General features: G+C 52.5%; 25 protein-coding genes and 1 pseudogene. 21 read left to right on the top strand and 5 right to left on the bottom strand.

Annotated features, from left to right (window positions below; genetic code table 11):
• Positions 1-20: 20 nt before the first annotated feature.
• The 9 genes and pseudogenes from flgE (at position 21) to WBL83_RS03575 (ending at position 8,296) form a co-directional block, all read left to right on the top strand.
• Entirely contained in the window at positions 21-1,217 is a 1,197-nt protein-coding gene (gene flgE / locus WBL83_RS03615; RefSeq protein ID WP_424587838.1) for a flagellar hook protein FlgE, read from the top strand.
• A complete protein-coding gene (locus WBL83_RS03610) occupies positions 1,217-1,948 on the top strand; it encodes a flagellar basal body rod protein FlgF (RefSeq protein ID WP_424587837.1) in 732 nt (243 codons plus the stop codon). Before flgE ends, WBL83_RS03610 begins: the two co-directional genes overlap by 1 nt.
• A gap of 23 nt (positions 1,949-1,971) precedes the next feature.
• Positions 1,972-2,757: a flagellar basal-body rod protein FlgG gene (gene flgG / locus WBL83_RS03605; protein WP_424587836.1), complete on the top strand. Its 786-nt coding sequence runs from the start codon at positions 1,972-1,974 to the stop codon at positions 2,755-2,757.
• Between the two features lie 33 nt (positions 2,758-2,790).
• The gene (gene flgH / locus WBL83_RS03600; RefSeq protein ID WP_424587835.1) at positions 2,791-3,456 is read left to right on the top strand and encodes a flagellar basal body L-ring protein FlgH; all 666 of its coding nucleotides are present in this window, start codon (positions 2,791-2,793) and stop codon (positions 3,454-3,456) included.
• Between the two features lie 13 nt (positions 3,457-3,469).
• A complete protein-coding gene (locus WBL83_RS03595) occupies positions 3,470-4,564 on the top strand; it encodes a flagellar basal body P-ring protein FlgI (protein ID WP_424587834.1) in 1,095 nt (364 codons plus the stop codon).
• Between the two features lie 9 nt (positions 4,565-4,573).
• Positions 4,574-4,858: pseudogene (locus WBL83_RS03590) on the top strand (rod-binding protein); the annotation flags it as partial.
• A gap of 112 nt (positions 4,859-4,970) precedes the next feature.
• Positions 4,971-6,338 carry a flagellar hook-associated protein FlgK gene (gene flgK / locus WBL83_RS03585; protein WP_424587833.1) on the top strand — a complete coding sequence of 456 codons (1,368 nt, stop codon included), beginning with the start codon at positions 4,971-4,973 and terminating at the stop codon, positions 6,336-6,338.
• Between the two features lie 21 nt (positions 6,339-6,359).
• A complete protein-coding gene (gene flgL, locus WBL83_RS03580; RefSeq protein ID WP_424587832.1) occupies positions 6,360-7,268 on the top strand; it encodes a flagellar hook-associated protein FlgL in 909 nt (302 codons plus the stop codon).
• A 5-nt stretch (positions 7,269-7,273) separates the two neighbouring features.
• Positions 7,274-8,296 (top strand): hypothetical protein, encoded by a 1,023-nt coding sequence (locus WBL83_RS03575; RefSeq protein WP_424587831.1) that lies wholly within the window; start codon positions 7,274-7,276, stop codon positions 8,294-8,296.
• Here the strand turns inward: WBL83_RS03575 and WBL83_RS03570 are convergent.
• Positions 8,293-8,754, bottom strand: a complete 462-nt coding sequence (locus WBL83_RS03570; protein WP_424587830.1) for a hypothetical protein — start codon at positions 8,752-8,754, stop codon at positions 8,293-8,295. The genes WBL83_RS03575 and WBL83_RS03570 overlap by 4 nt on opposite strands.
• Positions 8,726-9,640, bottom strand: coding sequence for a winged helix-turn-helix domain-containing protein (locus tag WBL83_RS03565; RefSeq protein ID WP_424587829.1), 915 nt, complete (start codon positions 9,638-9,640; stop codon positions 8,726-8,728). Before WBL83_RS03565 ends, WBL83_RS03570 begins: the two co-directional genes overlap by 29 nt.
• 544 nt (positions 9,641-10,184) lie before the next feature.
• On the opposite strand from WBL83_RS03565, the gene WBL83_RS03560 reads away from it, so the two are divergent.
• From WBL83_RS03560 to WBL83_RS03510, 11 genes are all read left to right on the top strand, one after another.
• Positions 10,185-11,261: a flagellin gene (locus WBL83_RS03560; RefSeq protein WP_424587828.1), complete on the top strand. Its 1,077-nt coding sequence runs from the start codon at positions 10,185-10,187 to the stop codon at positions 11,259-11,261.
• 247 nt (positions 11,262-11,508) lie between these two features.
• Positions 11,509-12,819: a flagellar filament capping protein FliD gene (gene fliD, locus WBL83_RS03555; RefSeq protein WP_424587827.1), complete on the top strand. Its 1,311-nt coding sequence runs from the start codon at positions 11,509-11,511 to the stop codon at positions 12,817-12,819.
• A 13-nt stretch (positions 12,820-12,832) separates the two neighbouring features.
• Positions 12,833-13,228: a flagellar export chaperone FliS gene (gene fliS / locus WBL83_RS03550; protein ID WP_424587826.1), complete on the top strand. Its 396-nt coding sequence runs from the start codon at positions 12,833-12,835 to the stop codon at positions 13,226-13,228.
• Positions 13,221-13,544, top strand: coding sequence for a flagellar protein FliT (gene fliT, locus WBL83_RS03545; protein ID WP_424587825.1), 324 nt, complete (start codon positions 13,221-13,223; stop codon positions 13,542-13,544). The genes fliS and fliT overlap by 8 nt, the downstream gene beginning before the upstream one ends.
• Positions 13,537-14,583: a flagellar hook-length control protein FliK gene (locus WBL83_RS03540; protein ID WP_424587824.1), complete on the top strand. Its 1,047-nt coding sequence runs from the start codon at positions 13,537-13,539 to the stop codon at positions 14,581-14,583. Before fliT ends, WBL83_RS03540 begins: the two co-directional genes overlap by 8 nt.
• A 16-nt stretch (positions 14,584-14,599) precedes the next feature.
• Positions 14,600-15,091 (top strand): flagellar basal body-associated FliL family protein, encoded by a 492-nt coding sequence (locus WBL83_RS03535; protein ID WP_424587823.1) that lies wholly within the window; start codon positions 14,600-14,602, stop codon positions 15,089-15,091.
• A gap of 20 nt (positions 15,092-15,111) precedes the next feature.
• Positions 15,112-15,810: a FliA/WhiG family RNA polymerase sigma factor gene (locus WBL83_RS03530; RefSeq protein WP_424587822.1), complete on the top strand. Its 699-nt coding sequence runs from the start codon at positions 15,112-15,114 to the stop codon at positions 15,808-15,810.
• 7 nt (positions 15,811-15,817) lie between these two features.
• Positions 15,818-16,681, top strand: a complete 864-nt coding sequence (motA, locus tag WBL83_RS03525; protein WP_424587821.1) for a flagellar motor stator protein MotA — start codon at positions 15,818-15,820, stop codon at positions 16,679-16,681.
• Positions 16,681-17,607: a putative lateral flagellar export/assembly protein LafU gene (gene lafU / locus WBL83_RS03520; protein WP_424587820.1), complete on the top strand. Its 927-nt coding sequence runs from the start codon at positions 16,681-16,683 to the stop codon at positions 17,605-17,607. The genes motA and lafU overlap by 1 nt, the downstream gene beginning before the upstream one ends.
• A gap of 64 nt (positions 17,608-17,671) precedes the next feature.
• Positions 17,672-18,820, top strand: a complete 1,149-nt coding sequence (locus WBL83_RS03515; RefSeq protein WP_424587819.1) for a hypothetical protein — start codon at positions 17,672-17,674, stop codon at positions 18,818-18,820.
• Positions 18,821-18,904: 84 nt separating this feature from the next.
• Positions 18,905-19,180 (top strand): hypothetical protein, encoded by a 276-nt coding sequence (locus WBL83_RS03510; protein WP_424587818.1) that lies wholly within the window; start codon positions 18,905-18,907, stop codon positions 19,178-19,180.
• 75 nt (positions 19,181-19,255) lie between these two features.
• On the opposite strand, the gene WBL83_RS03505 is transcribed toward WBL83_RS03510, so the two are convergent.
• A complete protein-coding gene (locus WBL83_RS03505) occupies positions 19,256-20,047 on the bottom strand; it encodes an SDR family NAD(P)-dependent oxidoreductase (RefSeq protein WP_424587817.1) in 792 nt (263 codons plus the stop codon).
• Between the two features lie 199 nt (positions 20,048-20,246).
• Complete coding sequence (locus WBL83_RS03500; RefSeq protein WP_424587816.1) at positions 20,247-20,702, bottom strand: winged helix-turn-helix transcriptional regulator; 456 nt, start codon at positions 20,700-20,702, stop codon at positions 20,247-20,249.
• Between the two features lie 184 nt (positions 20,703-20,886).
• On the opposite strand from WBL83_RS03500, the gene agp reads away from it, so the two are divergent.
• A complete protein-coding gene (gene agp / locus WBL83_RS03495) occupies positions 20,887-22,137 on the top strand; it encodes a bifunctional glucose-1-phosphatase/inositol phosphatase (RefSeq protein ID WP_424587815.1) in 1,251 nt (416 codons plus the stop codon).
• A 41-nt stretch (positions 22,138-22,178) separates the two neighbouring features.
• On the opposite strand, the gene WBL83_RS03490 is transcribed toward agp, so the two are convergent.
• Entirely contained in the window at positions 22,179-22,406 is a 228-nt protein-coding gene (locus WBL83_RS03490) for a YccJ family protein (protein ID WP_424587814.1), read from the bottom strand.
• Positions 22,407-22,408 lie beyond the last annotated feature (2 nt).

Below are 22,408 nucleotides of genomic sequence, written 5' to 3'. Positions count from 1 at the left end.
TTTGTCATCAGGATGAAATCATGAGTTTTAGTATTGCAACCTCAGGTCTTAACGCGATAAGCCAGCAGTTGGGCGCTATCAGTAACAATATCGCCAATACCGGAACCGTAGGATACAAATCCGGTCGTGCGGAGTTCGCTGCTCTGTATGCGCAATCACAGCCGCTGGGCGTGGGCGTTACCGGAGTCACACAAAGTATTACGCGCGGCGGCAATATTATTAGCTCCAGCAACTCGCTGGATTTGGCTATCTCAGGCAACGGCTTCTTTGTGGTACGCGACACATCAGGCACCACCTCCTACACCCGCGCAGGGTATTTCGGCACCGATAAAGACGGCAACCTGGTGAATAACCTCGGCATGAACATGCAAGGTTATCCGGTCGATGCCAACGGTAATTTGCAGGTCGGTACGGTGAGCAATCTGAGCATTAAGAGCGGGTCTATTCCTGCCAAAGCGACCTCAGGTGTCGGCTTTACTGCCAACTTTGATGCCAATGCAAAAGCGCCAGGTAAAACCTTCGACCCGACCGACGATACTTCTTATAACAACACCTACACCACCCAGGTGTTTGATTCCCTTGGGCGCGAGCACACGCTAACCCAATATTTTGTTAAGAGTGACACGGTTGATAACCAGTGGAAGGTCCACTACTACATGGACGGCAGCAGCATTGGTCAGAATGACATCAACTTCGGTACCAATGGCAATATGGCGAACTTTGCCAACGGAACCACCTCCACGGATCTGGCATTTACCCCGACCGGTGCGGATGCGATTGCTATCAAACTGAACTACGCCGGTACCACGCAGTATGGCTCCGACTTCTCCGTCAGCCGCAACCAGGGCGACGGCTATGCCTCGGGTGAGCGTACCGGTCAGCAGGTCGATGAAAAAGGCAATGTCTATGCGACCTTCTCCAACGGGGAGCGCATGTTACAAGGGCAGTTGATCATCGCCAACTTCGCCAACCCTAACGGCCTGCAATCACAAGATGGCACCACCTGGGCACAAACGGGAACCTCCGGCGCCCCACTGATTGGCGCTCCGGGCAGTGGTTTGCTGGGCTATATCAAATCCAACGCGCTGGAAGAATCCAACGTCGATTTAACCTCTGAACTGGTTGGCTTGATGAGCGCTCAGCGTAACTACCAGGCTAACACCAAAGTGATTAGCACCAACGACAACATGATGAACGCGTTGATGCAGGCTGTGTAATGGACCACTTAATTTATACCGCGATGAGTGGGGCTAGCCGCAGTTTGCAGCAACAACAGGTTCACGCCAATAACCTCTCCAACGTCAATACCAGCGGCTTTCGTGGCGATCTGGATAAAGCGATGTCGACGAAGGTCTCCGGCAGTGGCTACGACTCCCGTTACATGGTGCAAAACGCCAGTGGCGGCGTGAATATGGCCTCGGGTTCGCTGGAAGAAACCGGGCGCGATCTGGATGTGGGCATCATTGGTAATGGGCTGATTACGCTGCAAATGGGCGGCAAAGAGGTCTTCACCCGCAACGGGCATATTAATGTCAGCCAGGACGGTGACCTGACGATTAACGGCCAACCGGTGATCGGTGAGGGCGGGCCGATTGTGCTGCCGCCGTTTTCACAGGTCTCTATCGCCAGCGATGGCACGATTTCCATCGTTCCACAGGACGGTGATTTCAACGCGCTGATGGATGTCGATCGCATCAAGCTTGTGGATGTCGCAACCAGCCAGCTAAACAAAGATCAAAACGGTTTTCTGGTCAGTAATAACCGCACCGAACCGCGCAGCGAAGCAGTGACGCTGGCCAGTAAACATCTGGAAAGTAGCAACGTTTCTGCCATCAGCGAAATGATCTCCAATATGTCTCTCAACCGCAGTTTTGAGGCGCAGGTCAAAATGATGAAAGTGGCAGAAGACCTGGCTCAGGCCGGTAATCGCGTGATCCGCAATACCTGATTTGACTATTAAGGGAATAAAGCATGAATCCAGCATTATGGATCAGTAAAACCGGTCTTGCGGCGCAGGACGCCAAAATGAATGCGGTCTCCAATAACCTCGCCAACGTGAATACCACCGGTTTTAAACGTGACCGTGTAGTGTTTGAAGACCTGTTCTATCAGAACATGCGCGCCCCTGGCGTGCAGGCGAATGAAAACACCGCCACACCAGGCGGCATGCAATATGGAAGCGGCGTCAAAGTGGTCGGCACGCAAAAAGCCTTTACCGTGGGCAGCATGCAGGTCACCAACCAGAAAATGGATGTGGCGATTGCCGGGCAGGGCTTTTTCCAGATTGAAATGCCCGATGGCACCGTCGGTTATACCCGCTCAGGCAATTTGCAGGTGAACAGCGAAGGGGTAGTCACCACCGCGCAGGGGCAGGCGCTGATCCCGCAAATCGAACTGCCGGTGAATACCAAAGAGGTCAACATTGCCAAAGACGGCACCGTTTCCGTGCTGGTGGCGGACGAAGTTGACCCGGTGGAACTGGGGCAAATTACCCTGGTGAACTTCGTCAATCCCGCCGGTCTGTCTGCCATCGGCGGCAACCTGTATCGCGAAACCGCCGCTAGCGGCGCTCCGGTTGAAGGCGTTCCCGGTGAAGAAGCGCTAGGTCAGCTCGAACAGGGGACACTTGAAGGTTCCAATGTGCAGGTGGTGGAAGAGATGGTCGATATGATAACCGTCCAGCGTGCCTACGAGATGAACGCCAAAATGGTTTCCGCTGCTGATGACATGCTGAAGTTCATCACGCAAACGCTATAAAACGCAGGGATTGCGCTTGAGAAGTAAATGGATATGAAAAAGAAAATACTCACCGGGCTGCTGGCCCTGGCGTTGACCGGGTGTGAAAGCCAGGCGCTGTTTGTCAAAAAAGATGATGCGGCTTACGCGCCACCTGAAGAGATGGCGGCGGCGACGCCGGTTGTGTCCGGCGGAGGCCTGTACAACAGTGGCTATAGCTGGTCGCTGGTGCAGGATCGCCGTGCCTATCGCGTAGGGGACATTCTGACCGTCAACCTGGACGAATCCACGCAGTCCAGCAAGCAGGCCACTACCAACTTCGGTAAAGAAAACGACGTCACCATCGGCGTGCCGGAAGTTTTCGGCAAAACGCTGGATAAAGCCAGTGCTTCCATCAGCGGCGATCGTAACTTCAAAGGGGCGGCGAATTCTGCACAGCAAAATATGCTGCGCGGGGCGATTACGGTGGCGGTACATAAAGTCCTGCCTAACGGCGTGATGGAAGTGCGCGGTGAAAAATGGCTGACCTTAAACCAGGGCGACGAGTATATGCGCGTCTCAGGCCTGGTCAGGCCGGAAGATGTTTCGCAGTCCAACACCGTCTCTTCCCAGCGCATTGCAAACGCCCGTATCTCTTACGCCGGACGTGGCGCGCTGAGCGATGCAAATGCGGCAGGCTGGCTGACGCGCTTCTTTAACCATCCATTGTTCCCAATTTAAGCAGGAGAAAACCATGCGGAACCTGATGTCAGGTTTGTTGCTCCTGCTGGTGGTTATCGGCCAGGCTCGGGCGGAACGGTTAGGAAATATTGTTGATATTCAGGGGGTGCGTGGCAACCAGCTGGTGGGTTACAGCCTGGTCGTCGGGCTGGACGGGACCGGGGATAAAAACCAGGTCAAATTCACCAGCCAGTCGGTCACTAACATGCTGCGCCAGTTTGGTGTGCAGATGCCCGCCAAAATCGATCCGAAGGTGAAAAACGTGGCGGCAGTGGCGATCAGCGCCACGCTGCCACCGATGTATGCCCGCGGGCAATCCATCGATATTACGGTCTCTTCCATTGGTGATGCCAAAAGCCTGCGCGGCGGCACATTACTGCTGACCCAACTGCGGGGTGCCGACGGCGAAGTCTACGCTCTGGCGCAGGGGAATGTGGTGGTCGGCGGCTTTAAAGCCGAAGGTGACAGCGGCTCGAGCATTACCATGAATACACCAACCGTTGGGCGCGTGCCAAATGGGGCGAGCGTCGAGCGGGAAATCCCAACCGATTTTCAGGCCAACAGCCAGGTGGTACTTAACCTGAAGCGGCCAAGTTTTAAAACCGCCAATAATGTGGCGCTGGCGATTAATCAGGCTTTTGGCTCGATTGCCACCGCGCAAAGTGCCACCAATGTGATGGTGCGCGCGCCGGAGCAGCCGGGGGCTCGCGTCGCGTTTATGTCGAGCCTCGAAGATCTGCAAATCGTCAGCGGTAAACAGCAGCCACGCGTGGTGTTTAATGCGCGAACCGGCACGATTGTGATTGGCGATGGTGTGGTGGTGCGTGCCGCAGCGGTGTCCCACGGCAATCTGACGGTCAGCATTCAGGAGACGCCGCAGGTCAGTCAGCCGGCACCCTTCGGCCAGGGAACCACCACCGTGACTCCGAATTCGAATATTAGCGTTAACCGCGAGCGCGGGCAGATGGTGATGGTGCCGGCGGGAACCAGCCTGAGAAATATCGTCAACACGCTGAACAGTCTCGGTGCGTCTCCGGATGACACGATGGCGATTTTACAGGCGCTGAGCGAAGCCGGTGCAATGGATGCTGAACTGGTGGTGATTTAAGGAAACAAGATGATTAATTCTCTGAGCACACGAACCCACACCATTCCGGGTGATTTTACCGGGACCCAAAAAGCGCAAAACCTTGAGCAGGCGGCGGAGCAGTTCGAAGGGCTGTTTTTGCGCTCGATGTTGCAGCAGATGCGCAAGGCGGCAGATGCTTTATCCGATGGCGATAATCCCTTTTCCAGCAAGCAGGAAAATATGATGCGCGATTTTTACGACGACAAGCTGGCATCGATGCTGGCTTCCCAGCGTAGCAGCGGAATTGCATCGTTAATCGTCAGGCAACTCGGGCCACAGGTTGAGGGCATGGAAAGCGCCCTTAAGTTAACCGGGCAGAGTGTCGCTTTAGCTGATAAAGAAGCTGGGCCAAAACTCCCATGACGCGCTAAGTGCAAGGATTATCATGAATATTATCAATATCGCTTTTTCCGGTGCGCAGGCCGCGCGACAGGGCATGAGTACCACGTCGATGAACGTGGCCAACTATTTGACGCCCGGTTACAGCCGCCAGGGAATTATTCAGAGCGCGATTGGCACCAATGGCGATAGTTTTTCTGCGGGCAATGGCGTGCGCGTGGACAGTATCCGCCGGGTCTCGGATCAGTACCTGGTCAATCAGGTCTGGCACAGCAATACGCGGGCGGAATACTACTCTGCCGGGCAAAAATACCTCGGTGCGCTGGAAAGCGTGGTCGGCACTGACAGCACCAGTCTGGGGGGCGGTCTGGATAAATTCTTTGCCGCACTGAATGCCCTGACGACCCAGCCAGATTCACCGGCACTACGCCAGCAGTTGCTCAACGAAGGGCAGTCGATGGCGACGCGTTTTAACAACGTCGACAGTTTTATCAGCAGCCAGAAAGTGTCAATTAACACCCAGCGTGACGCACTGGTCAGTAACGTCAATGTTATCAGCAGCAATATCGCCACCTACAACCAACAAATCGCCGATCAGGAAGCGACCGGTGGCAACGCCAGCGTGCTGCGTGACCAGCGTGATGAACTGGTCAAACAGCTCAGCAGCATGGTGAGCGTCAAGGTGTCGGAAGATGCTTCCGGGCGCTATAACGTCTCCCTGAGTGATGGGCAACCGTTGGTCAGTGGTCGCCATTACGGGCAGCTAAAATCCTCGATAAATCAGCAAGGTGAGCAGGATATTTCGCTGGTCTTCAACAACACCACGTTTGGCGTGTCGTCAGCGACTGGCGGGCAGATGGGCGCGTTGAATGATTATGAGCAAGGCACTCTGAAAACCATGCAAAGCACGGTGCGGGACATGGCCGGGCAGTTTGCAAAAGAGTTCAATGCGCAACTGGCAAACGGTTTTGATCTAAACGGCCAGCCGGGTAAACCGATGTTTGTTTTCGATCTTACCAGCGGCAAAGGCATGCTACAGGTCACCGATTTGAAAGCCGACGAACTGGCGCTGTCGGATAAAGCCGATGAAAGCGGAAACGGTAACAACCTGAAAGCGCTTATCGCGCTTAAAAACAAAGATCTGGCTATTGGCGCGATGGGCAATATGAGCGTGAATGAGGCGGCAGCGGCGATTATCAGCACCATCGGGATCGCCAGTCGCCAGAACAAAACCGAGCTGGATGCCGCGGAAGCGGTGCGCTATGAAGCACAAACCCAGCGCGACAACATGAGTGCCGTGAACCAGGACGAAGAGGCGATGAATCTCCAGGTTTATATGCAGGCGTATCAGTCCAACCTGAAAGTTATCGCCACCGGCAACCAGATTTTCAGCGACCTGCTGACTCTCTTCTGATAACGGAAAAAGGAATTTATCATGCGTATCAGTAGCCTTTATCACTCTTCTGCGATGCTCCACCAGATGAACCAAAACGGCAGTCGGCTGAGCAAACTGATGGAACAAATGGCGACGCAAAAACGGGTCAATGTTCCTTCTGATGACCCGGTTGCCAGCAGCCGTCTGGTGCAGCTAAACCGTGAGCAGTCCGCCATCGATCAGTATCAAAGCAACATTACGCGTCTGTCGGGCAACCTGTCGATTCAGGAATCTCACGTCACGGCGATGAGCGATCAATTGCTGGCGCTGAGCGACAAACTTCTGGCCGCCAGCAACGACACGCACAGTGAAAAAGATATGGCAGGATTTTCAGCGGAAATCTCCCAGATGCTGGAATCGCTGGTGTCGTCGATGAATGCCAAAAATGAAGACGGTCACTATATTTTTGCCGGTACCAAAACCAATACGCAGCCGGTGACCTTTGACGAAAACACCGGGACTTACCGCTATGCCGGTAACGATGCGAGCCGCTCAACGACCGTGGCGAACGGTATCGAGATTGCGGAAAACACCAATATCAGCCAGGCCTTTTCCGGCGGTAATGACGATCTCAGTATGCTGAACTTGCTGAAAAGCGTCAGCGACAAGATGGCGACCCCGGGCGGGGATTATCGTGACGACCTTAAGCAACTGCTGGGCGAAGTGAAAAGTTCCAGCGACAAAATCGCCTCGGTGTATACCGAACTGGGTGGCAAACAAAACCGGTTATCGTTAATTAGCGAAGCCCACGCGGACATTAAAATTTCCCACGACCAGGTTATTCAGGAGCTTTCGGCCGTGGACGCCGCCACCAGTTACGTCAATATCCAGCTCTATACGCAGGCGGTTCAGGCATCGAACAAATCGTTCATGATGATAAGCCAACTCTCTCTCTTTAATCAGATGTAATCATTATGCAGGTTGGATTAAACCAGTCAGGACTTCCTTTAGCCACTCCCCTGAATAGCGGGGGAGTGAAGAACACGCAAGCGGTGCGCCAGCCGGAAGCGCCGCGCATTCGCCAGGGCGACAACCGTTTCCCTGAATCGCCGCTGATTTCCACCCGCCCGCTGCGCTATAACGTGCAGCTCAATCAGCAACTGACCGCTGTTCAACAGGCCGATAACTATTTATCCCAGGTAGAAAGCCAGCTTCTGCAACTGCGTTATGCCGCAAGCCACGGTTCACGGCGCGGTGAGCTTTCGCAGGAAGCCGCCCGGACGCTGACCACTCTGCTAAACGATCGTCCGCAGTTAAGTGCGGGTACCGTCGACCGGCATCTGGCGGTCAACCCTGAACAGACCGCACAGGTTCATTTCACCCTGCCTGCGGCACAGCGTTTATTACAAAACGATGAAAGCGAAACGCTGATTTTTTCTCTTGCCGGGCAGCGGCGTGAAATGGTGGCGGTATCGCTGGAAGCGGGTGCCACGCCTCGCCAGGACGTGATGCGCCTGAATCAGGGATTAGGCCGTTTTGGGGTTCACGCCACCCTCGATAAACAGCAGTCGCTGGTGTTTCGTGTTGATGAGACACACTGGCCGCAAATTAGCAGCCAGCTCAGTGTGCGTGGGGAAGGAAAGCGTTTTTCCGCTAACGAATTTACCGCTCTGATAGCGCGCCCGGAACCGGCGGTGACTGACTCGCTGAGTCAACTTGCGCAGCAACCGGGGGCGATGCGTGAATTTCAGGGCGAGGTGCAGCAGGCACTGGAGCAACTCACCCAGCAACGCGGCAAGCTATACAGCCACCAGGATAATGTCCGTCGGCGCATCAATGAAATGGCAACGCAGTACCAGCCCCGGCAGGCACTGGAACATGCCCAGGCACTGCGTTTGCATCTACAAACCAGCCATCAGGATTATGCCGCGACCGCTCGCGCGCTGGGAGCGCAGGCAAATTTGCAGCCCGGTACGGTGAGTAACCTGCTGCGTTAAGAACTCAGGGGAAATAAAAACATCATCCCGCTTTGCCCGATGACCAACGGTTTTTTATTCACGGTCATTGGGTAGACCCAGACATTATTGTGGCGTAAGAAATCGATAAAACTGAACACCAGTTTGTAGTTTTCCGGGTTGCTATATCGGATGGGAACATAATCGTAAAACACCCGCCCGTGCTTATGCCGCGTCTCTTCAAGCTTGCCTCGCAGCGCAAACAACGGATCATCTGCACGCGTGAGGGTGAACAGCAATGCTTCATCCATATCCATAATCTGCACATTATAAACCTCGCGCTGATCGGACATTAAATCGTAAAAGCCCATCTCCATTCTGCCCTTAATCGGGCCACTTTTGGCATTCGCTGAATGGGTATGCAATTGCATGACGCCGAGAAAAATAATCAAAATGGCGGCAAGGCAAATATTAAGATTTCTTACACGGAGCCAGTTCATTTAATTTTCTCTCAGTCTCATCATTGATGGTTTTAGTGAGTTTCTGGTTATCAATCCGCCAGTGATAAAGCGTCATCGCCAGTTGCTCACTGGCACAGCTGGTTTCAATGGAAAAGGTGTAATTCAGCACCTGTTCATCGGTTCGGTAATAGACCGTCATCCAGGCATCATTAGCGATAAGCTGTTGATTTATCGTCCTCAAGATAGACTTGAATTTAATGATGTCTTCATCGTTCATTTCATCCACTGCCGCCGCAATACGGAAGATACGGATATTGCTGTACTGATTTTTCACCTGTTCCTGAGCCTGCATCTCATCGAAAGTGGCATGGAACATGAAAAACCAACCTGAAAACAGGATCAGGCACGTCAGTAGAAACGTGGATACAAGCGGCCAGAAAAAGGTAGAGAATTTACGCCGTTCGCTTTGGGGAGCGTGGCTGTGTTCGGCGGTCACTGTCTTAGCCGCCAGTGATTCAGGCACTTCTACCGGCACCGGGGCTGTCATGACGGGTGGTACGGCGGCAACAGACAGTGGCGCAATATCTTCTTCAGGCTCAACCGGCTGACAAAATTCCACATCAAGCAGGTAGCCTTTTTTGGGAATGGTTTTGATAACCCGCTGTAGCTTACCGTCATCTTCAAGCGCTGTACGCAAGGCATGGATAGCATTCGACAGGCTATTGTCGCCAATGACCCGGCGTTCCCACACAAGGCTTGTCAGCTCATTACGCGATAATGTTTGCCCGGCATGTTCAATAAGACATTCCAGCAGCTTAAGTTGGTATTCACCGAGCCGACGAACTTCCCCCGTCTGGCGATGGACAATGGCGCCGGATGCCTTATCCGGCAACCAGTTATTAACAGAACAACGCGGTTTGTTCATAAGATTCAAATTTAAGGTGTGTTAAATCAATAACAAAGATCTGGGAAAAAACAGATGCCACTGTTCTTAGCCGGGGTTGTATAGGGCGAAAGTAACGGATGTGTTTAATTTTATACGTGGTGTTAATTTTCACTTGTTGAGAGTGAGTTTATTTTTATTTGGTTATTATATTGGATGCGGTTGAAATATGCATTAAATTAAAAAAACCATAAAATACATATAGATATCTGAATTTCTCTGAGGTGGATCAGCCTGTTAATTGATGTGATTGCTTATGTCTTATTTTGTACAATATTTATAGGGTTGGGGATTTAAGTTCGCATAATAATGTGTCGCTTTGTTATTTCTAATGCCCATTGATTAACAATCTTAATCTTTCTGGAAATTAAACTTTCCAATAGCTGGTTTTTTAATCGGCTAAAAAAGAATTGTTCCCAAATGAATATTTTTTTCATTCGGCGTTTAATTTCTTCATCAAGCGTGTCGTTTTCTCTAAGTACACAGGCAGCACTGCCTAAAAGCATAATCCTCAAGGAGAGAACAAATGGCACTTTCAATTTTCACCAGCGGCGCGGCAATGTCTTCCACCAACGCTCTGAACAAATCTAACGGCATCCTGTCGACAGCGATGGAGCGTCTGGGCACCGGTAAACGCATTAACTCTGCGGCTGATGATGCGGCTGGCCTGCAAATTGCCACCCGTCTTCAGGGCCAGGTTAACGGTATGGGCGTTGCCCAGCGTAACGTTTCCGACGCGACTGCGATGCTGCAAACCGCAGAAGGCGCATTCGAAGAAGTGACCAATATTCTTTATCGTATGAAGGATTTGGCGACGCAGGCATCGAACGATACCAACAGTGATAAAGACCGCACAGCATTACAGGCTGAAGTCAAAGAACTTAATGCAGAACTCAAAAACATCCTGACTAACACTCGCTTTGGCGGCGATGAGTTAATTTTTAAAAATGACGCAGGTGTCGTGGCGGACGGCAAACTGGGTGGGCCTTTAACTTTCCAGATTGGTGCAGACGCTAGTGAAAAACTGACACTGAATCTTAGTGGTGCTCAGAAAGCGGCATTTTCCGCGACCGCTTATGTGGAAGAAGGTGATGAAGATGGTGATGAAGATGGTGCTGGTGCTGGAGCTGGAGCTGGCGCTGGCGCTGGCGCTGGCGCTGTAGCTGATGGCGATTTGATGGGGGCTCTAAAGGCTGCGTTTGGTTTCGGTGCAGATGGTACGGGTATTAGCGGCATTGATCTGACAAAGGATTTTGTAGACAGAACTAATGGTAATACTGGCGAAGTAAACCCTGGAGCATTTGCGGCGACTCCATTCGCGGCTGGAGATAAAGATCCTATCAGTGTCATCAATGGTGCTTTAGAGGCTGTTGGTTCTATTCGTTCCAGCCTGGGCGCTAACATCAACCGTCTTGGTCATACTTCCGCAAACCTTGCAAATATGAAAGACACCACGACTCTGGCATTGGGCAATATTCGTGATGCGGACTTCGCCACCGAAGCCACCAATATGACCCGCAACCAGATGCTGGCACAAACCAGTATGTCGATGCTGAAACAAGCCAACAGCATGTCCGGAATGGTGATGTCCCTGCTGGGCTAATCCCTCCTGATATCAAACACCGCTTCGGCGGTGTTTTAGTTGTAGGGTGGATAAGCGTTAGCGTCATCCACCATTTTCGCCAGTGGTGTCGGATGACGCTGCGCTTATCCGACCTGTGACCACTTCCGCTAATGCGGAAGAAGAACTTCCCATCTCAATTTAACTCATTGAATTAAATCAAAATTAAAGTTGGCATAACTATTGCTATAAATAACTTCAGGACATAGCACTATGCCAGGGAGGAAGCATGACCGATTTCAGCAGTATTGACCCGCAGTCAATGGCCACACAGCTTGCAGGCTTTGACGTGCAGACGCTGCAAAGCCAGCTTAAAACGCAAAAAGCCCGTTTAACCGCGCAGCAAAATGCCCTGAAAGCTCTGAAAAGCAACCTGACAGATTTCCGCACCACGCTCACTAATCTGAATAAAAGCAGCAGCGGGATGCTGAAAACCAGCGCCAGCATGAGCGTTGAGAATATGGCTAAAGCGACCACTACCTCCGATGCGCGCAAAGGCACCTATAACCTGTTTATCGAGCAACTGGCCTCTTCCCACCAGGTCGCTTATGACGGCCTGAAAGATGATGACGTCAAAAATGCAACCGGCAGCATGAAGATTGAAGTCAATGGTAAATCGATTGCGATTGAGATGGACGGGGTTGATAGCCTGGCGGGGCTGGCAAAAGCGATTAACGGTATGGAGGGCAATCCGGGTGTAACCGCCTCGCTGGTGCGTACCGGTGGCGAAGTGCGCTTAATGCTCAGCAGCGATAAAAGCGGTGAGGAAAATGCTATTACGCTAAGTGGAGACGTGCCCGATGCAATGAAGGGCGACAAAATTAGTACCATTTCAAAAGCCCAGGACTCGATTGTTTATCTCGGCGACCAGGCAACCGGGATGAAGATTACCAATAGCACCAATACGCTGACCAACTTAATCGACGGCGTCACCCTCGAGTTGAACCAGACGCATAAAACTGGCGATGCGTTACTGCGTATTAACGTAGGCGTCGACACAACTGAAACTCAGGCGCAGGTGAATTCATTTGTTAGTGCTTACAACAAGTTAATCACTTCACTTGGTTCCCTCACGTCTTCAGGCTCCAGCAGTACCGATCGTGGTGCCTTTGCCGGAGATGCCAGTATCAGCAGTTTGCGCCGCGAATTAAACGAAATGCTGCGCACCTCAATTGATGGACTCGATATCACCCAGTTTGGCCTGTCTGCTGATAAAGACGGCAAGCTCACGCTCGATAGCGACAAGCTGAAAGAAAAGCTCACTGACGATCCCGGCAAACTGAATGCACTGTTTAACGGCAACGGTGGCTTACTGAAAAAAATGGACAAATCCCTCGACAGATTACTGAGCATTTCCAACGGCGACATCAAAAGCCGCGAAGAGACCAATCGCCGTCGTGAAACGGAATTAAGCGATCGCAGCGACAAAATCAGCACCCGTTATGACACCGCTTACAACCGCTATTTGCAGCAGTTCACCCGCATGCAGAGCGTATTACAGCAGATGAACAACACCGCCAGCATGTTTGGCTTAGTCTAAGGAAGAGACGGAAATGTACGGAAACAACGAAGAAGGGTTCGGCGAATATTACCAGGCTGATATGGCGGCACAGGTGGCTGCAGCGACCCCGCACCAACTGGTGCTTATGCTGTTCAACGGTTTAACCGATGAGCTGGTGCGCGCCAAAAGCCATATCGAAGCCAAACGTTACGATCGTAAAGCCCAGAGCATCAATAAATGCATCGATATCCTCAATGCGTTGACCAGCGCGCTGGACTACGAGAAAGGCGGCGAGCTGGCAAAAAACCTCGCCAATTTATACGACTACTGCGTCTACCGCCTGTACGACGGCAGCAATAATTTGTCCGTTGCCTCTCTCGAAGAAGTGGAAACCATCCTCACGGAACTGCGTGAAGGCTGGGACGAAATGGGTAAACGCCATGGATGATTTGCAGTTAATCGACTGGCAGACGCGAGCGCTCGCCGCGGCGGGTAAGCGCCAGGACTGGGACAAAATCCATCAACTGGATAGCGATATCGCGGCGATGCTTATCAGTATGCACGGTCGTGAAATCACGCCGCAAAAACGTGAAGCGCTAAAGCAACTCCAGCATGTCCATCGCCAGGTGCACAGCCTCGTGCGCCAGAAACGCGATGAACTGAGCCAGGAGATGGCCCAACAGCGCAACCAGCGTGAAGGGGCGCTCTCTTACGCTCAGTTTATGGAGAGTGAGTCGGAAGAGGGACTGGCCGTCAATGAGTGATTTTCTTACGTATGCGGCAGCAGACTCGGGCGGCTTATTCCATCCGGAGCAACCGCACGCGCAGGTGTCTGCGGCGACACCGACACTGCTGGACATTGATGGGACGCAGAATTCGACTCCCGGCGAGATGCTTTTTGAACAGCTGCTGTTAGCTACCGGTTCGGCACCGTTGCTGCCCGACGATGAAACGTTACTCACGGAAGACGAGAGTACGTTTGAAGCGCTGTTAACCGACATGCCCGATGAGCAGGTTGAGCAACTGGCACAACAGTTTTTAGCAACTCTGGTTAACCGTGACGTACCGATGCTGATGACGGCGACTGAGCTGACTACCGCGCCAGATATGCCGGCCATGCGGGCACAGAACCTGCCATTGCAGACGGAGAAAACCGCAGGCGCGGCAGCGGAATTACCGCCTGTTAACCTCGCCGCTGTCGCTGAAAACCGACCGGTTCGCCCGGCAGTAGTGGAGACGGTGGATGTCGTGATACCGAAAACGACTCTCACAACGGCGGGTGCTGAAAACCTGCGTCTGGCGGCATTGCATGCAGCACCGGGCGCTAATGCTCCGGTGATTTCCGCCGGGCAACCGCACGCACAGGTGAACGCACCGATGCGTGCTGACGCCACCGGGCAGGCGCTATCCACCCAGCTGCAACATGCCCTCGGCGAGCGTCTGAACTTGCAAATCAATAACCAGATTCAACACGCCACCATCCGCCTTGATCCGCCTGATATGGGGCGTATTGAGATTGCGGTGCAGATTGAAGCCGGGAAAATCCACGTGCAGATCAATGCCGGGCAAAGTGACGTTTACCGTGCGCTGCAGCAGGTCAGTAATGAGCTGCGCCAGGCGTTAACGGAACAACATTTTGTCGAGGTAGATGTGCGCTTGTCGAACCGGGAACCGCAACAACAGCCGGGCCAGCGCCAGCAACAATCAGGCCGCGAAAGCGATCTGATCCTGGCTAATGAACAGCCGGATACCGCAGGCGTTACGCGCACGCGTGATGATAAATCTATCTTGATGACAGTATAAGAAGTTGACTAACTCTATGACGATTCAAACCTTTTCTATGGCTCTGGCCATCGCCATTTTCTCTTCCGTGCTGGCAGTGGCGGCAACACTGCATTTTGCACAACCGGCGCAGGCTGCTGAATCTCAAACCGCGGAAAAGGTCTCATCCTGGCAAAAAATCAAACAGATGTTTGCCTCGACGGAAGAAGAGACTCAGGTGCTGTTTGTCGAAATCAGCAACATCATCATTACCCTGAAAAGTGACGGCGGCAAAGAACGTTATATGTTGCTCGAGCTGGCATTAACTGCCGCCACCGAAGACGCCGTCAAACAAACTGAAATGATGATCCCGGCGATTCGCGGGGCGACGGTGGCTCTGTTAACCGAAAAGGATTACGCCCTGGTACGCACCTTAAGCGTGAACGATTTACATGATGAGCTGTTAACGGCCTATCGGGAACGCTTCAGGCAGCTCAAAACCCAGATGCCTTTTAATGATGTGATCATCAGCAAAATGTTGTTGCAGTAACGGTCGGGAAGGAAAGCACAATGGAATGCAGCACCTTTATCTCCAGTGAAACGCTAACGCCTGCGGAAGAGTCGCGTTACGTTTCACAATATCTCCCTCTGGTTAAGCGGGTAGTTAAGCAACTGTCGTGGCAGGCACAAAGCGTAATCGACAGCGAAGATATGCAGCAAATTGCCCTGATGGGTTTGCTGAGTTCTCTGCGCCGCTACGGGAAACCGGACGAACAGTTCGGCGCGTTTGCGGCACAGCGGATCCGCGGTGCGATCCTCGATGAATTACGTGTTCTGGACTGGCGTCCGCGTCGGCTGCGCCAGAAAGCGCACAAACTCAATGATGCCATCAGAGAACTGAGCCGCAAGCTGGGTAAAGAGGTGGATTTCGAGGAGATAAAGCAACATCTGGAAATCACCACCGAAGATTACCAGGAGTATTTATTACTCGATAGCGCAAGTGCGCTGCATAGCCTCGATGACCTGCTCACCACCGATTCAGATTTCAGCTTTAACAGCCGCAATCTGGAAGACGAAATAATGATTAGCGACTCATTGCGCGTGGCGCTCGCCGGGCTTGATGAGCGAGAACAGCTGATTCTCAGTCTCTATTACCAGCATGAAATGAGCCTGAAAGAGATAGCGCTGGTGCTGGATCTCACTGAGGCCAGAATTTGCCAGTTGAATAAGAAAATTACCCAAAAAATTAAAGATGCCATAGCGCAGTGAGACAGCAATGCAAAAATTACTAGGACTATTGATCATTTTTGGCTGTGTAGTGGGCGGCTTTATTGAGTCAGGCGGACGTCTGGCCGCATTCTGGGTGCCGGGCGAGCTGATGATTATTATTGGTGCGGGGATCGGGGCGATGGTTCTGGCGAACCCGAAACCGGTGCTGATTGAGATGTGGCGCCAGGTCAAAAGTGCGATGCGAAAAAATAGCTACACCGCGGATTATCAACGCCAGTTGCTGATGCTGCTGTATGAACTGCTGGAACTGGTGCAGGACGGCGGGCTGAAGGTGCTCGATGAGCATATCGAAGTGCCGGAAAAGAGTGAGTTATTCCTCAAGTATCCGCTGGTACTGGAAGACCACGCGCTGATTACCTTTATTTCCGATAACTTCCGTTTGATGGCGATGGGCAAGATTAACGAGCATGAGCTCGAAGGGATCCTTGAGCAGGAGTTGGGGGCGATGGAAGAGGAATTGCTGCGACCGTCCCGTTCGATGCAGCGTACCGCTGAAGCGATGCCGGGTTTTGGTATCTGCGCCGCCGTACTGGGGATTATCATCACCATGCAATCCATTGACGGCTCCATTGCCATTGTCGGCGTGAAAGTGGCGGCGGCACTGGTCGGAACCTTCCTCGGCGTCTTTATCTGTTACTGCTTGCTTGATCCTCTCGCCAACGCCATGGAACAGCAGACCAAAAAGCAGATGGCGGGTCTGGAATGTGTGCGCACCGTGCTGGTCAATCAGGTTGCCGGAAAACCGACCTTACTGGCGGTAGATGCGGGGCGCAAAATGCTGCCGATGGACACCAAACCGACCTTTGCCACGCTGGATAGTTGGGTTAATGAACTGATTGGTGAAGGTTGATGCGTAGCAAGAAACAGGCGCATACCACCATTATTAAGCGCGCCTCGCGCCGGGAACATCACGCGCCCCACGGTGGCGCGTGGAAAGTCGCCTTTGCCGATTTCACCCTCGCGATGATGGCGCTGTTTATGGTGTTGTGGATCATGAGTTCGGTGACCGAAGAAGAGCGTAAAGAGGTGGTGGCAAGACTGACGGGCGAATCCATTTTTGATGGCATGGTGATGTCGCCGCTTTCGTCCGGCGGGAAAGCGATGAACGGCCCGAACATGGTGATGCCCGGTAAGCCAGGCGGCGAGCAGGCAATGGAAGACTTGACTCAGCAGCTTGAAAAACTGGATATGGCGAGCCAGTCGGCGCAGACCCTCGAGGAGGTGAATAAGCGTTCGCAACAGGAGATGATTGAACTGGCGCGCGTGATTATGGAAATCACCAAAGCCTTTGACGCGCAATCGAACCTCGAGATGGAGATTGTTCCGCAGGGCTTACGCATCCTGATTCAGGACGATCAGAAACGGGAAATGTTCCAGCGTAGCAGTGCCATCCTCACGCCGTTCTTCCAGCGTTTATTGACCCAACTGGCGCCGGTGTTCAACAAAATTGATAACAAAGTGATCATTACCGGGCACACGGACTCTTCGCTGTATCGCGATCAAACTCGCTATAACAACTGGAATTTATCCGGCGATCGCGCACTGGCAGCGCGCATCTCCCTTGAGCAGGGCGGTATGGCGAAAGATAAAGTGATTCAGGTGAATGCCATGGCCGACCGGATGCTGCTTAAGCCCGACCAACCGTTAAGTGCGGCCAACCGACGCATTGAAATAATGGTGCTCACCCACGCGGCGGCAGATTCGCTGTATCAATTCTTTGGCACTCATGGTGTGGATGTGGTGAAGCCGGTGGCTCCCATAAAACCCGCCCCATAACGAGTGTGCATTGTGCTTTCCCGGCGGCATCATGGATACCGCCGGCGTATTTTGAGAGGAACTCATGTCGGTTATCGCCCAGTATTATTACCGTCAGAATCAAAACGTCGCACCGTCTGCCGTGGCAAAACCAGTGACCGCAGCTTCAGCGCCCGGCGCCGAAGCGGTAAAAACCGCCAGCAGCCAGCCGGCAACTACCCCCTCATTTCAGCAGGCACTGTCGGCTTCACAAAAACCGCAGGGGGAGGAGGTCAAATTGTCTGCGCCAGCGCCTCGCCCCGCAGTCACGCAGAAACCCGCGCAGACCAGCAGCACGCCGACTCTCGAGCAACTGGTTAAATTCGCCCAAAGCCAGGGCTGGAGCGCAAAGCAAATTGCCCTGATGAAGCGTCTGTCACTGCGTAAAAACAGCCGCACGGGTAAACCGTGGAATGAAAGTGCGCCCACGGTTCCACGCAATGCCACCCAGCAAGTCCGTGAGCATGGCCTGATGGCACGTGCAGCGGATGCGGGCAATGTTCGCGGCATCCGCAATAACAACCCCGGCAATCTTGAAGCCAGCGAGCTGTTTGAATGGCAGGGGCAAACCGGTAACGATGGGCGATTTGCCACATTTTCATCACCCGAACACGGGATTCGCGCACTGGGGATGAACCTGCTTTCATATCATCGCCGCGGGCTGGATACCATCAGCAAAGTTATCTCCCGCTGGGCTCCCGCGCAGGACAACAACGACACCTCCGCTTACATCAATAAAGTGAGCCAGGCGCTGGGCGTTTCGCCCCATCAACGGCTCGACCTGACTGCACCCGCAGTGTTAAGCGCGTTGAGCAAAGCGATTATCCGTCATGAAAATGGCACCATTCCCTTTGATGAAAGCGTGATTAGCAGCGGGGTTTTTTCAGCTCTGGGTTTGCAGAGCCTGCCAGGGGCAAAAAACGCCGCCCTGACCATCGCCCAGGCGGTGCAGGGGAAATCGGTCTTTGGATTGCAGGCAAGCTCCATGAGTCCGGTGCAATTAAAGGCGTTGCGCCAGTCATTGAGCCAACAATTGCAGGCGGTAAAAGTGGTGCTTCAGGCAGGTGGGGAGGCAACCAATATTCCCAGCAAAGCCGAGCTGGTGGCCGCCTGGGGATATACCGAAGGTTCCCGGCGTTTTGATGAACTTAAAACAGCAATGGTGGCATCACGCCCAACAAAATCAGGCGCTTAAAATAGTTTACTTACGGTATTAATTTGCCGAATAGTTGTGTCGCTGTACAGGGTTACCATCCATTAATTACCAGGAAGTAACATAATGAAGATAGACAGTGCGACTTATCATTATGGCTCTGGCTTCAATGTTGACGGTTCTCAGGAGGGGACGAACCGAAAACCATTAGGCTATACCCAATATAGTGGCACGCTTTGCCAGCAAAGCGGCATCTGGAGCGCGGCAGTTAATGCGATGACTCAGGTCGTGACTGTTGAGAAAGGCACCATCATGCCTTATCACGCGGGCCAACCGCTGGTCTGGCAACTCATGGATTACAGCGTTAGCGAAAACCTGATACCTAGTTCTAACGCGGTTTAAGCTTCTCCCCGTCATTCCCTGAACCGATATCAGCCCCGAAAAGTTGCGGGGCTTTTTTAGGCGTGGGTATAGCGACTACTTCTGATAACGCGGGGCAGGAACGCCGGTGCGTGATGCATCGAAAATCGCCAGTCTTGCTGACTCATAAGCTTCCCACAACGCCAGATCGTGCAGCGGTGGCACGGTAACCTCTTCGCCCTGATCTAACCCGGCTAATGCGGCATCCACCATGTTTTCTGTGGTCATGATGGACTCAGGTGCCAGATGTTCCATGGACACCCCTGAGACTTCCCAGATTTCCGTTGCCGTTACCGCAGGCAACACTGCCTGAATACGGATATTGCTACCGGCAATCTCTTGTTGCAAACCGCGGGTGAAATTCAGCACATAGCCTTTGGTGCCGCTGTACACCGCACTTCCGGCGATGGCATGAAGGGAAACGACTGACGCAATATTAATCAGCGTGCCGCTGTTTTTTGCCTGGAAACGGCTCAGGGCGGCGAGGCTCAGGCGAGTCAGCGCAGTGATGTTCAACATAATGTCTGCCTGATGTAATTCAGCACTGCCTGCGGTAAACGGGGCAAGGTGCGCGGTGCCCGCATTGTTAACCAGCACACTGACGCGTTCATTAGTGCGCAATGCGTCTTCAACGATTTGCATCCCTTCATCACGAGCCAGATCCGCAGGCAGCGTTTGCACTGAAATACCGTATGACGACTCTAGCTTCGCGGCCAGATCGCGCAGGCGGTCTTCACGGCGGGCAACTAACAATAAATCATAGCCGCGAGCGGCGAAACGCTCCGCATAAACCGCGCCAATGCCAGAAGATGCGCCGGTAATTACTGCAACTGAAGGGGATGTGGTCATGGTGGAGCCTCGTCGATGAAAGATGAATTTGGTTTCATAATGAAACTGAATTAAAAATAGATGTGATGGTTTTATAATGCAACCATTTTGCGTGGAATTTTTTCGTTTTGCGTTTTGCACAGAGAGTTTTCACGCGGGGAAGGGCGGTGGATGACGCTGCGCTTATCCACCCTACAACTTCAACAAAAACGACAATTACTTAATCCACTACAATATCAGGTTGCTTTGCCACCACTTCATCGGGCGTAAGCACCCGGCCATCCTGCGCTTGAAGCATCAACTTGCGCAGCGGTTGATGGAGCTCATCGTCAACCAGCACACTGCAAGTTTCATCGCTATCATATAAATAATCGCCACCCCATTGCGCCAGCGCGACCAGCACGGTTTGCAGCGCGCGCCCCTTTTCCGTCAACACATATTCATTCCACGCACTGCCATCTGTCGCCGGACGCACGGTCAAAATATCCTGCTCCACGAGCTGTTTAAGCCGCTGCGTGAGCATGTTTTTGGCGATGCCGAGATGCTTTTGAAACTCACCAAAACGTGTCAGGCCATTTAAAGCGTCGCGCACGATAAGTAACGACCACCAGTCACCGATAATATCCAGTGAGCGGGCGACCGGGCAGGCACTGCCTTGCATACTTTTGCGTTTCATTGAGCCTCCATGGGCAAGTGCACAAATCAAGAGCCAGATAGTTTTATTATAAAACCTGGCAGCGGGATTGAGTAGTTTTCCTTCCTGCTTTGTCTATTTTGCGATCGGCCCAAAGGGCGGGGTGGGTTTTTTCTGCCAAACTGAATGCGGCACTTTTGTGCAATAACATCTTGAGGATGAAGAGATGAATAAAAAAACGATCGCAGCTTTACTGGCAATGGCTTACTTCGCCCCTGCGTTGGCGCAAGCCGATACCACGCCGCAGGGTTATCAGCTGCAACAAGTTTTATTAATGAGTCGCCATAACTTGCGCGCACCGCTGGCAAATAACGGCAGCGTGCTGGAACAATCTACCCCGCAATCCTGGCCGCAATGGGATGTGCCCGGCGGCCAACTCACCACTAAAGGTGGCGTGCTGGAAGTGTATATGGGGCATTACCTGCGCGAATGGTTGGCCGGGCAGGGCATCGTAAAAACGGGCGAGTGCCCAACGCCGCAAAGCGTTTATGCTTACGCCAACAGCTTGCAGCGTACCGTGGCGACCGCCCAGTTCTTTATCACTGGCGCGTTTCCTGGATGTGATATTCCCGTCCATCATCAGGAAAAAATGGGCACCATGGATCCGACCTTTAATCCGGTCATCACTAATGATTCCCCTGAATTCAAACAAGCCGCGTTGAAAGCGATGGAAACCCAACGCGAACACTACAAACTCGACGACAGTTATCAGCTTCTTGAACAGATCGTTGGCTTTAAAGACTCACCCAGCTGTAAAGAAAAACAGCAGTGCGATTTAACGGCCGAGAAAGACAAATTCAGCGCGAATGCCACGGAAGAACCGGGTGTCAGCGGCCCGCTTAAAGTGGGGAACTCGCTGGTTGATGCCTTTACGTTGCAATATTACGAAGGTTTCCCGATGGACAACGTGGCGTGGGGGCAAATCAAAACTGACCAACAATGGAAGGTTTTATCCCAGCTGAAAAATGGCTATCAGGATACGTTGTTTACCTCGCCACAAGTCGCGCGAAACGTTGCGGCTCCGTTGATTAAATATATTCAAAAAACCCTGGTCGGAAACGAAACCAAAGGGCCGAAAATCACCTTGCTGGTGGGGCATGACTCGAATATCGCGTCATTGCTGACCGCACTGGATTTCAAACCTTATCAACTGCCTGGCCAGTATGAGCGCACGCCAATCGGCGGGAAAATTATGTTCCAGCGCTGGCATGATACCGGGACCAATCGTGATTTGATGAAAGTGGAATACGTTTATCAAAGTAGCGAGCAACTGCGCAATGCGGAGGTATTAAGTCTGCAACAGCCACCGCAGAGAGTGACGCTGCAACTCAATGGTTGCCCGACTGACGTGAATGGATTCTGTCCGTGGGAGAAATTTACTGAAGTGTTAACGCAGACGGTTAACCAGGCGAAATAGATAACACGTATCCCCCCGCCATCGGCGGGGGGATGGACTCGCTAGACGTTTTTCCGTTCGATGGTTTGCTCGCCCCAAAACAGCGAGTCTTTATCGGTTTTTTCAAAGGCTAGCGACAGCACCTCATCGCTCCCATTTTCCCAAATTTTCTCCGCCATTTTTTCGTCGAATTTTGCTACTTCAAAAATAGCTTCAGCTATTTCAGGAGAGGTGTTTCTCAAACTCGCCCATTCACCAACATGATGAACTTTGGATTGTTGATTCTGCATGT

Origin of the sequence: Buttiauxella sp., assembly GCF_049686335.1 — a bacterium.
Taxonomy (GTDB): Bacteria; Pseudomonadota; Gammaproteobacteria; order Enterobacterales; family Enterobacteriaceae; genus Buttiauxella.
This window is presented reverse-complemented; position numbering and strand designations above follow the sequence as displayed.

Coding starts and splice junctions, on each gene's coding strand:
- WBL83_RS03535 (WP_424587823.1), top strand. CDS start 14,600: ATGACGATTCAAACCTTTTCTATGGCTCTGGCCATCGCCATTTTCTCT.
- flgL (WP_424587832.1), top strand. CDS start 6,360: ATGCGTATCAGTAGCCTTTATCACTCTTCTGCGATGCTCCACCAGATG.
- WBL83_RS03510 (WP_424587818.1), top strand. CDS start 18,905: ATGAAGATAGACAGTGCGACTTATCATTATGGCTCTGGCTTCAATGTT.
- flgH (WP_424587835.1), top strand. CDS start 2,791: ATGAAAAAGAAAATACTCACCGGGCTGCTGGCCCTGGCGTTGACCGGG.
- fliT (WP_424587825.1), top strand. CDS start 13,221: ATGGATGATTTGCAGTTAATCGACTGGCAGACGCGAGCGCTCGCCGCG.
- WBL83_RS03505 (WP_424587817.1), bottom strand. CDS start 20,047: ATGACCACATCCCCTTCAGTTGCAGTAATTACCGGCGCATCTTCTGGC.
- WBL83_RS03565 (WP_424587829.1), bottom strand. CDS start 9,640: ATGAACAAACCGCGTTGTTCTGTTAATAACTGGTTGCCGGATAAGGCA.
- WBL83_RS03500 (WP_424587816.1), bottom strand. CDS start 20,702: ATGAAACGCAAAAGTATGCAAGGCAGTGCCTGCCCGGTCGCCCGCTCA.
- WBL83_RS03575 (WP_424587831.1), top strand. CDS start 7,274: ATGCAGGTTGGATTAAACCAGTCAGGACTTCCTTTAGCCACTCCCCTG.
- fliD (WP_424587827.1), top strand. CDS start 11,509: ATGACCGATTTCAGCAGTATTGACCCGCAGTCAATGGCCACACAGCTT.
- WBL83_RS03610 (WP_424587837.1), top strand. CDS start 1,217: ATGGACCACTTAATTTATACCGCGATGAGTGGGGCTAGCCGCAGTTTG.
- WBL83_RS03515 (WP_424587819.1), top strand. CDS start 17,672: ATGTCGGTTATCGCCCAGTATTATTACCGTCAGAATCAAAACGTCGCA.
- WBL83_RS03595 (WP_424587834.1), top strand. CDS start 3,470: ATGCGGAACCTGATGTCAGGTTTGTTGCTCCTGCTGGTGGTTATCGGC.
- flgG (WP_424587836.1), top strand. CDS start 1,972: ATGAATCCAGCATTATGGATCAGTAAAACCGGTCTTGCGGCGCAGGAC.
- motA (WP_424587821.1), top strand. CDS start 15,818: ATGCAAAAATTACTAGGACTATTGATCATTTTTGGCTGTGTAGTGGGC.
- fliS (WP_424587826.1), top strand. CDS start 12,833: ATGTACGGAAACAACGAAGAAGGGTTCGGCGAATATTACCAGGCTGAT.
- agp (WP_424587815.1), top strand. CDS start 20,887: ATGAATAAAAAAACGATCGCAGCTTTACTGGCAATGGCTTACTTCGCC.
- WBL83_RS03570 (WP_424587830.1), bottom strand. CDS start 8,754: ATGAACTGGCTCCGTGTAAGAAATCTTAATATTTGCCTTGCCGCCATT.
- WBL83_RS03490 (WP_424587814.1), bottom strand. CDS start 22,406: ATGCAGAATCAACAATCCAAAGTTCATCATGTTGGTGAATGGGCGAGT.
- WBL83_RS03560 (WP_424587828.1), top strand. CDS start 10,185: ATGGCACTTTCAATTTTCACCAGCGGCGCGGCAATGTCTTCCACCAAC.
- WBL83_RS03540 (WP_424587824.1), top strand. CDS start 13,537: ATGAGTGATTTTCTTACGTATGCGGCAGCAGACTCGGGCGGCTTATTC.
- WBL83_RS03530 (WP_424587822.1), top strand. CDS start 15,112: ATGGAATGCAGCACCTTTATCTCCAGTGAAACGCTAACGCCTGCGGAA.
- flgE (WP_424587838.1), top strand. CDS start 21: ATGAGTTTTAGTATTGCAACCTCAGGTCTTAACGCGATAAGCCAGCAG.
- lafU (WP_424587820.1), top strand. CDS start 16,681: ATGCGTAGCAAGAAACAGGCGCATACCACCATTATTAAGCGCGCCTCG.
- flgK (WP_424587833.1), top strand. CDS start 4,971: ATGAATATTATCAATATCGCTTTTTCCGGTGCGCAGGCCGCGCGACAG.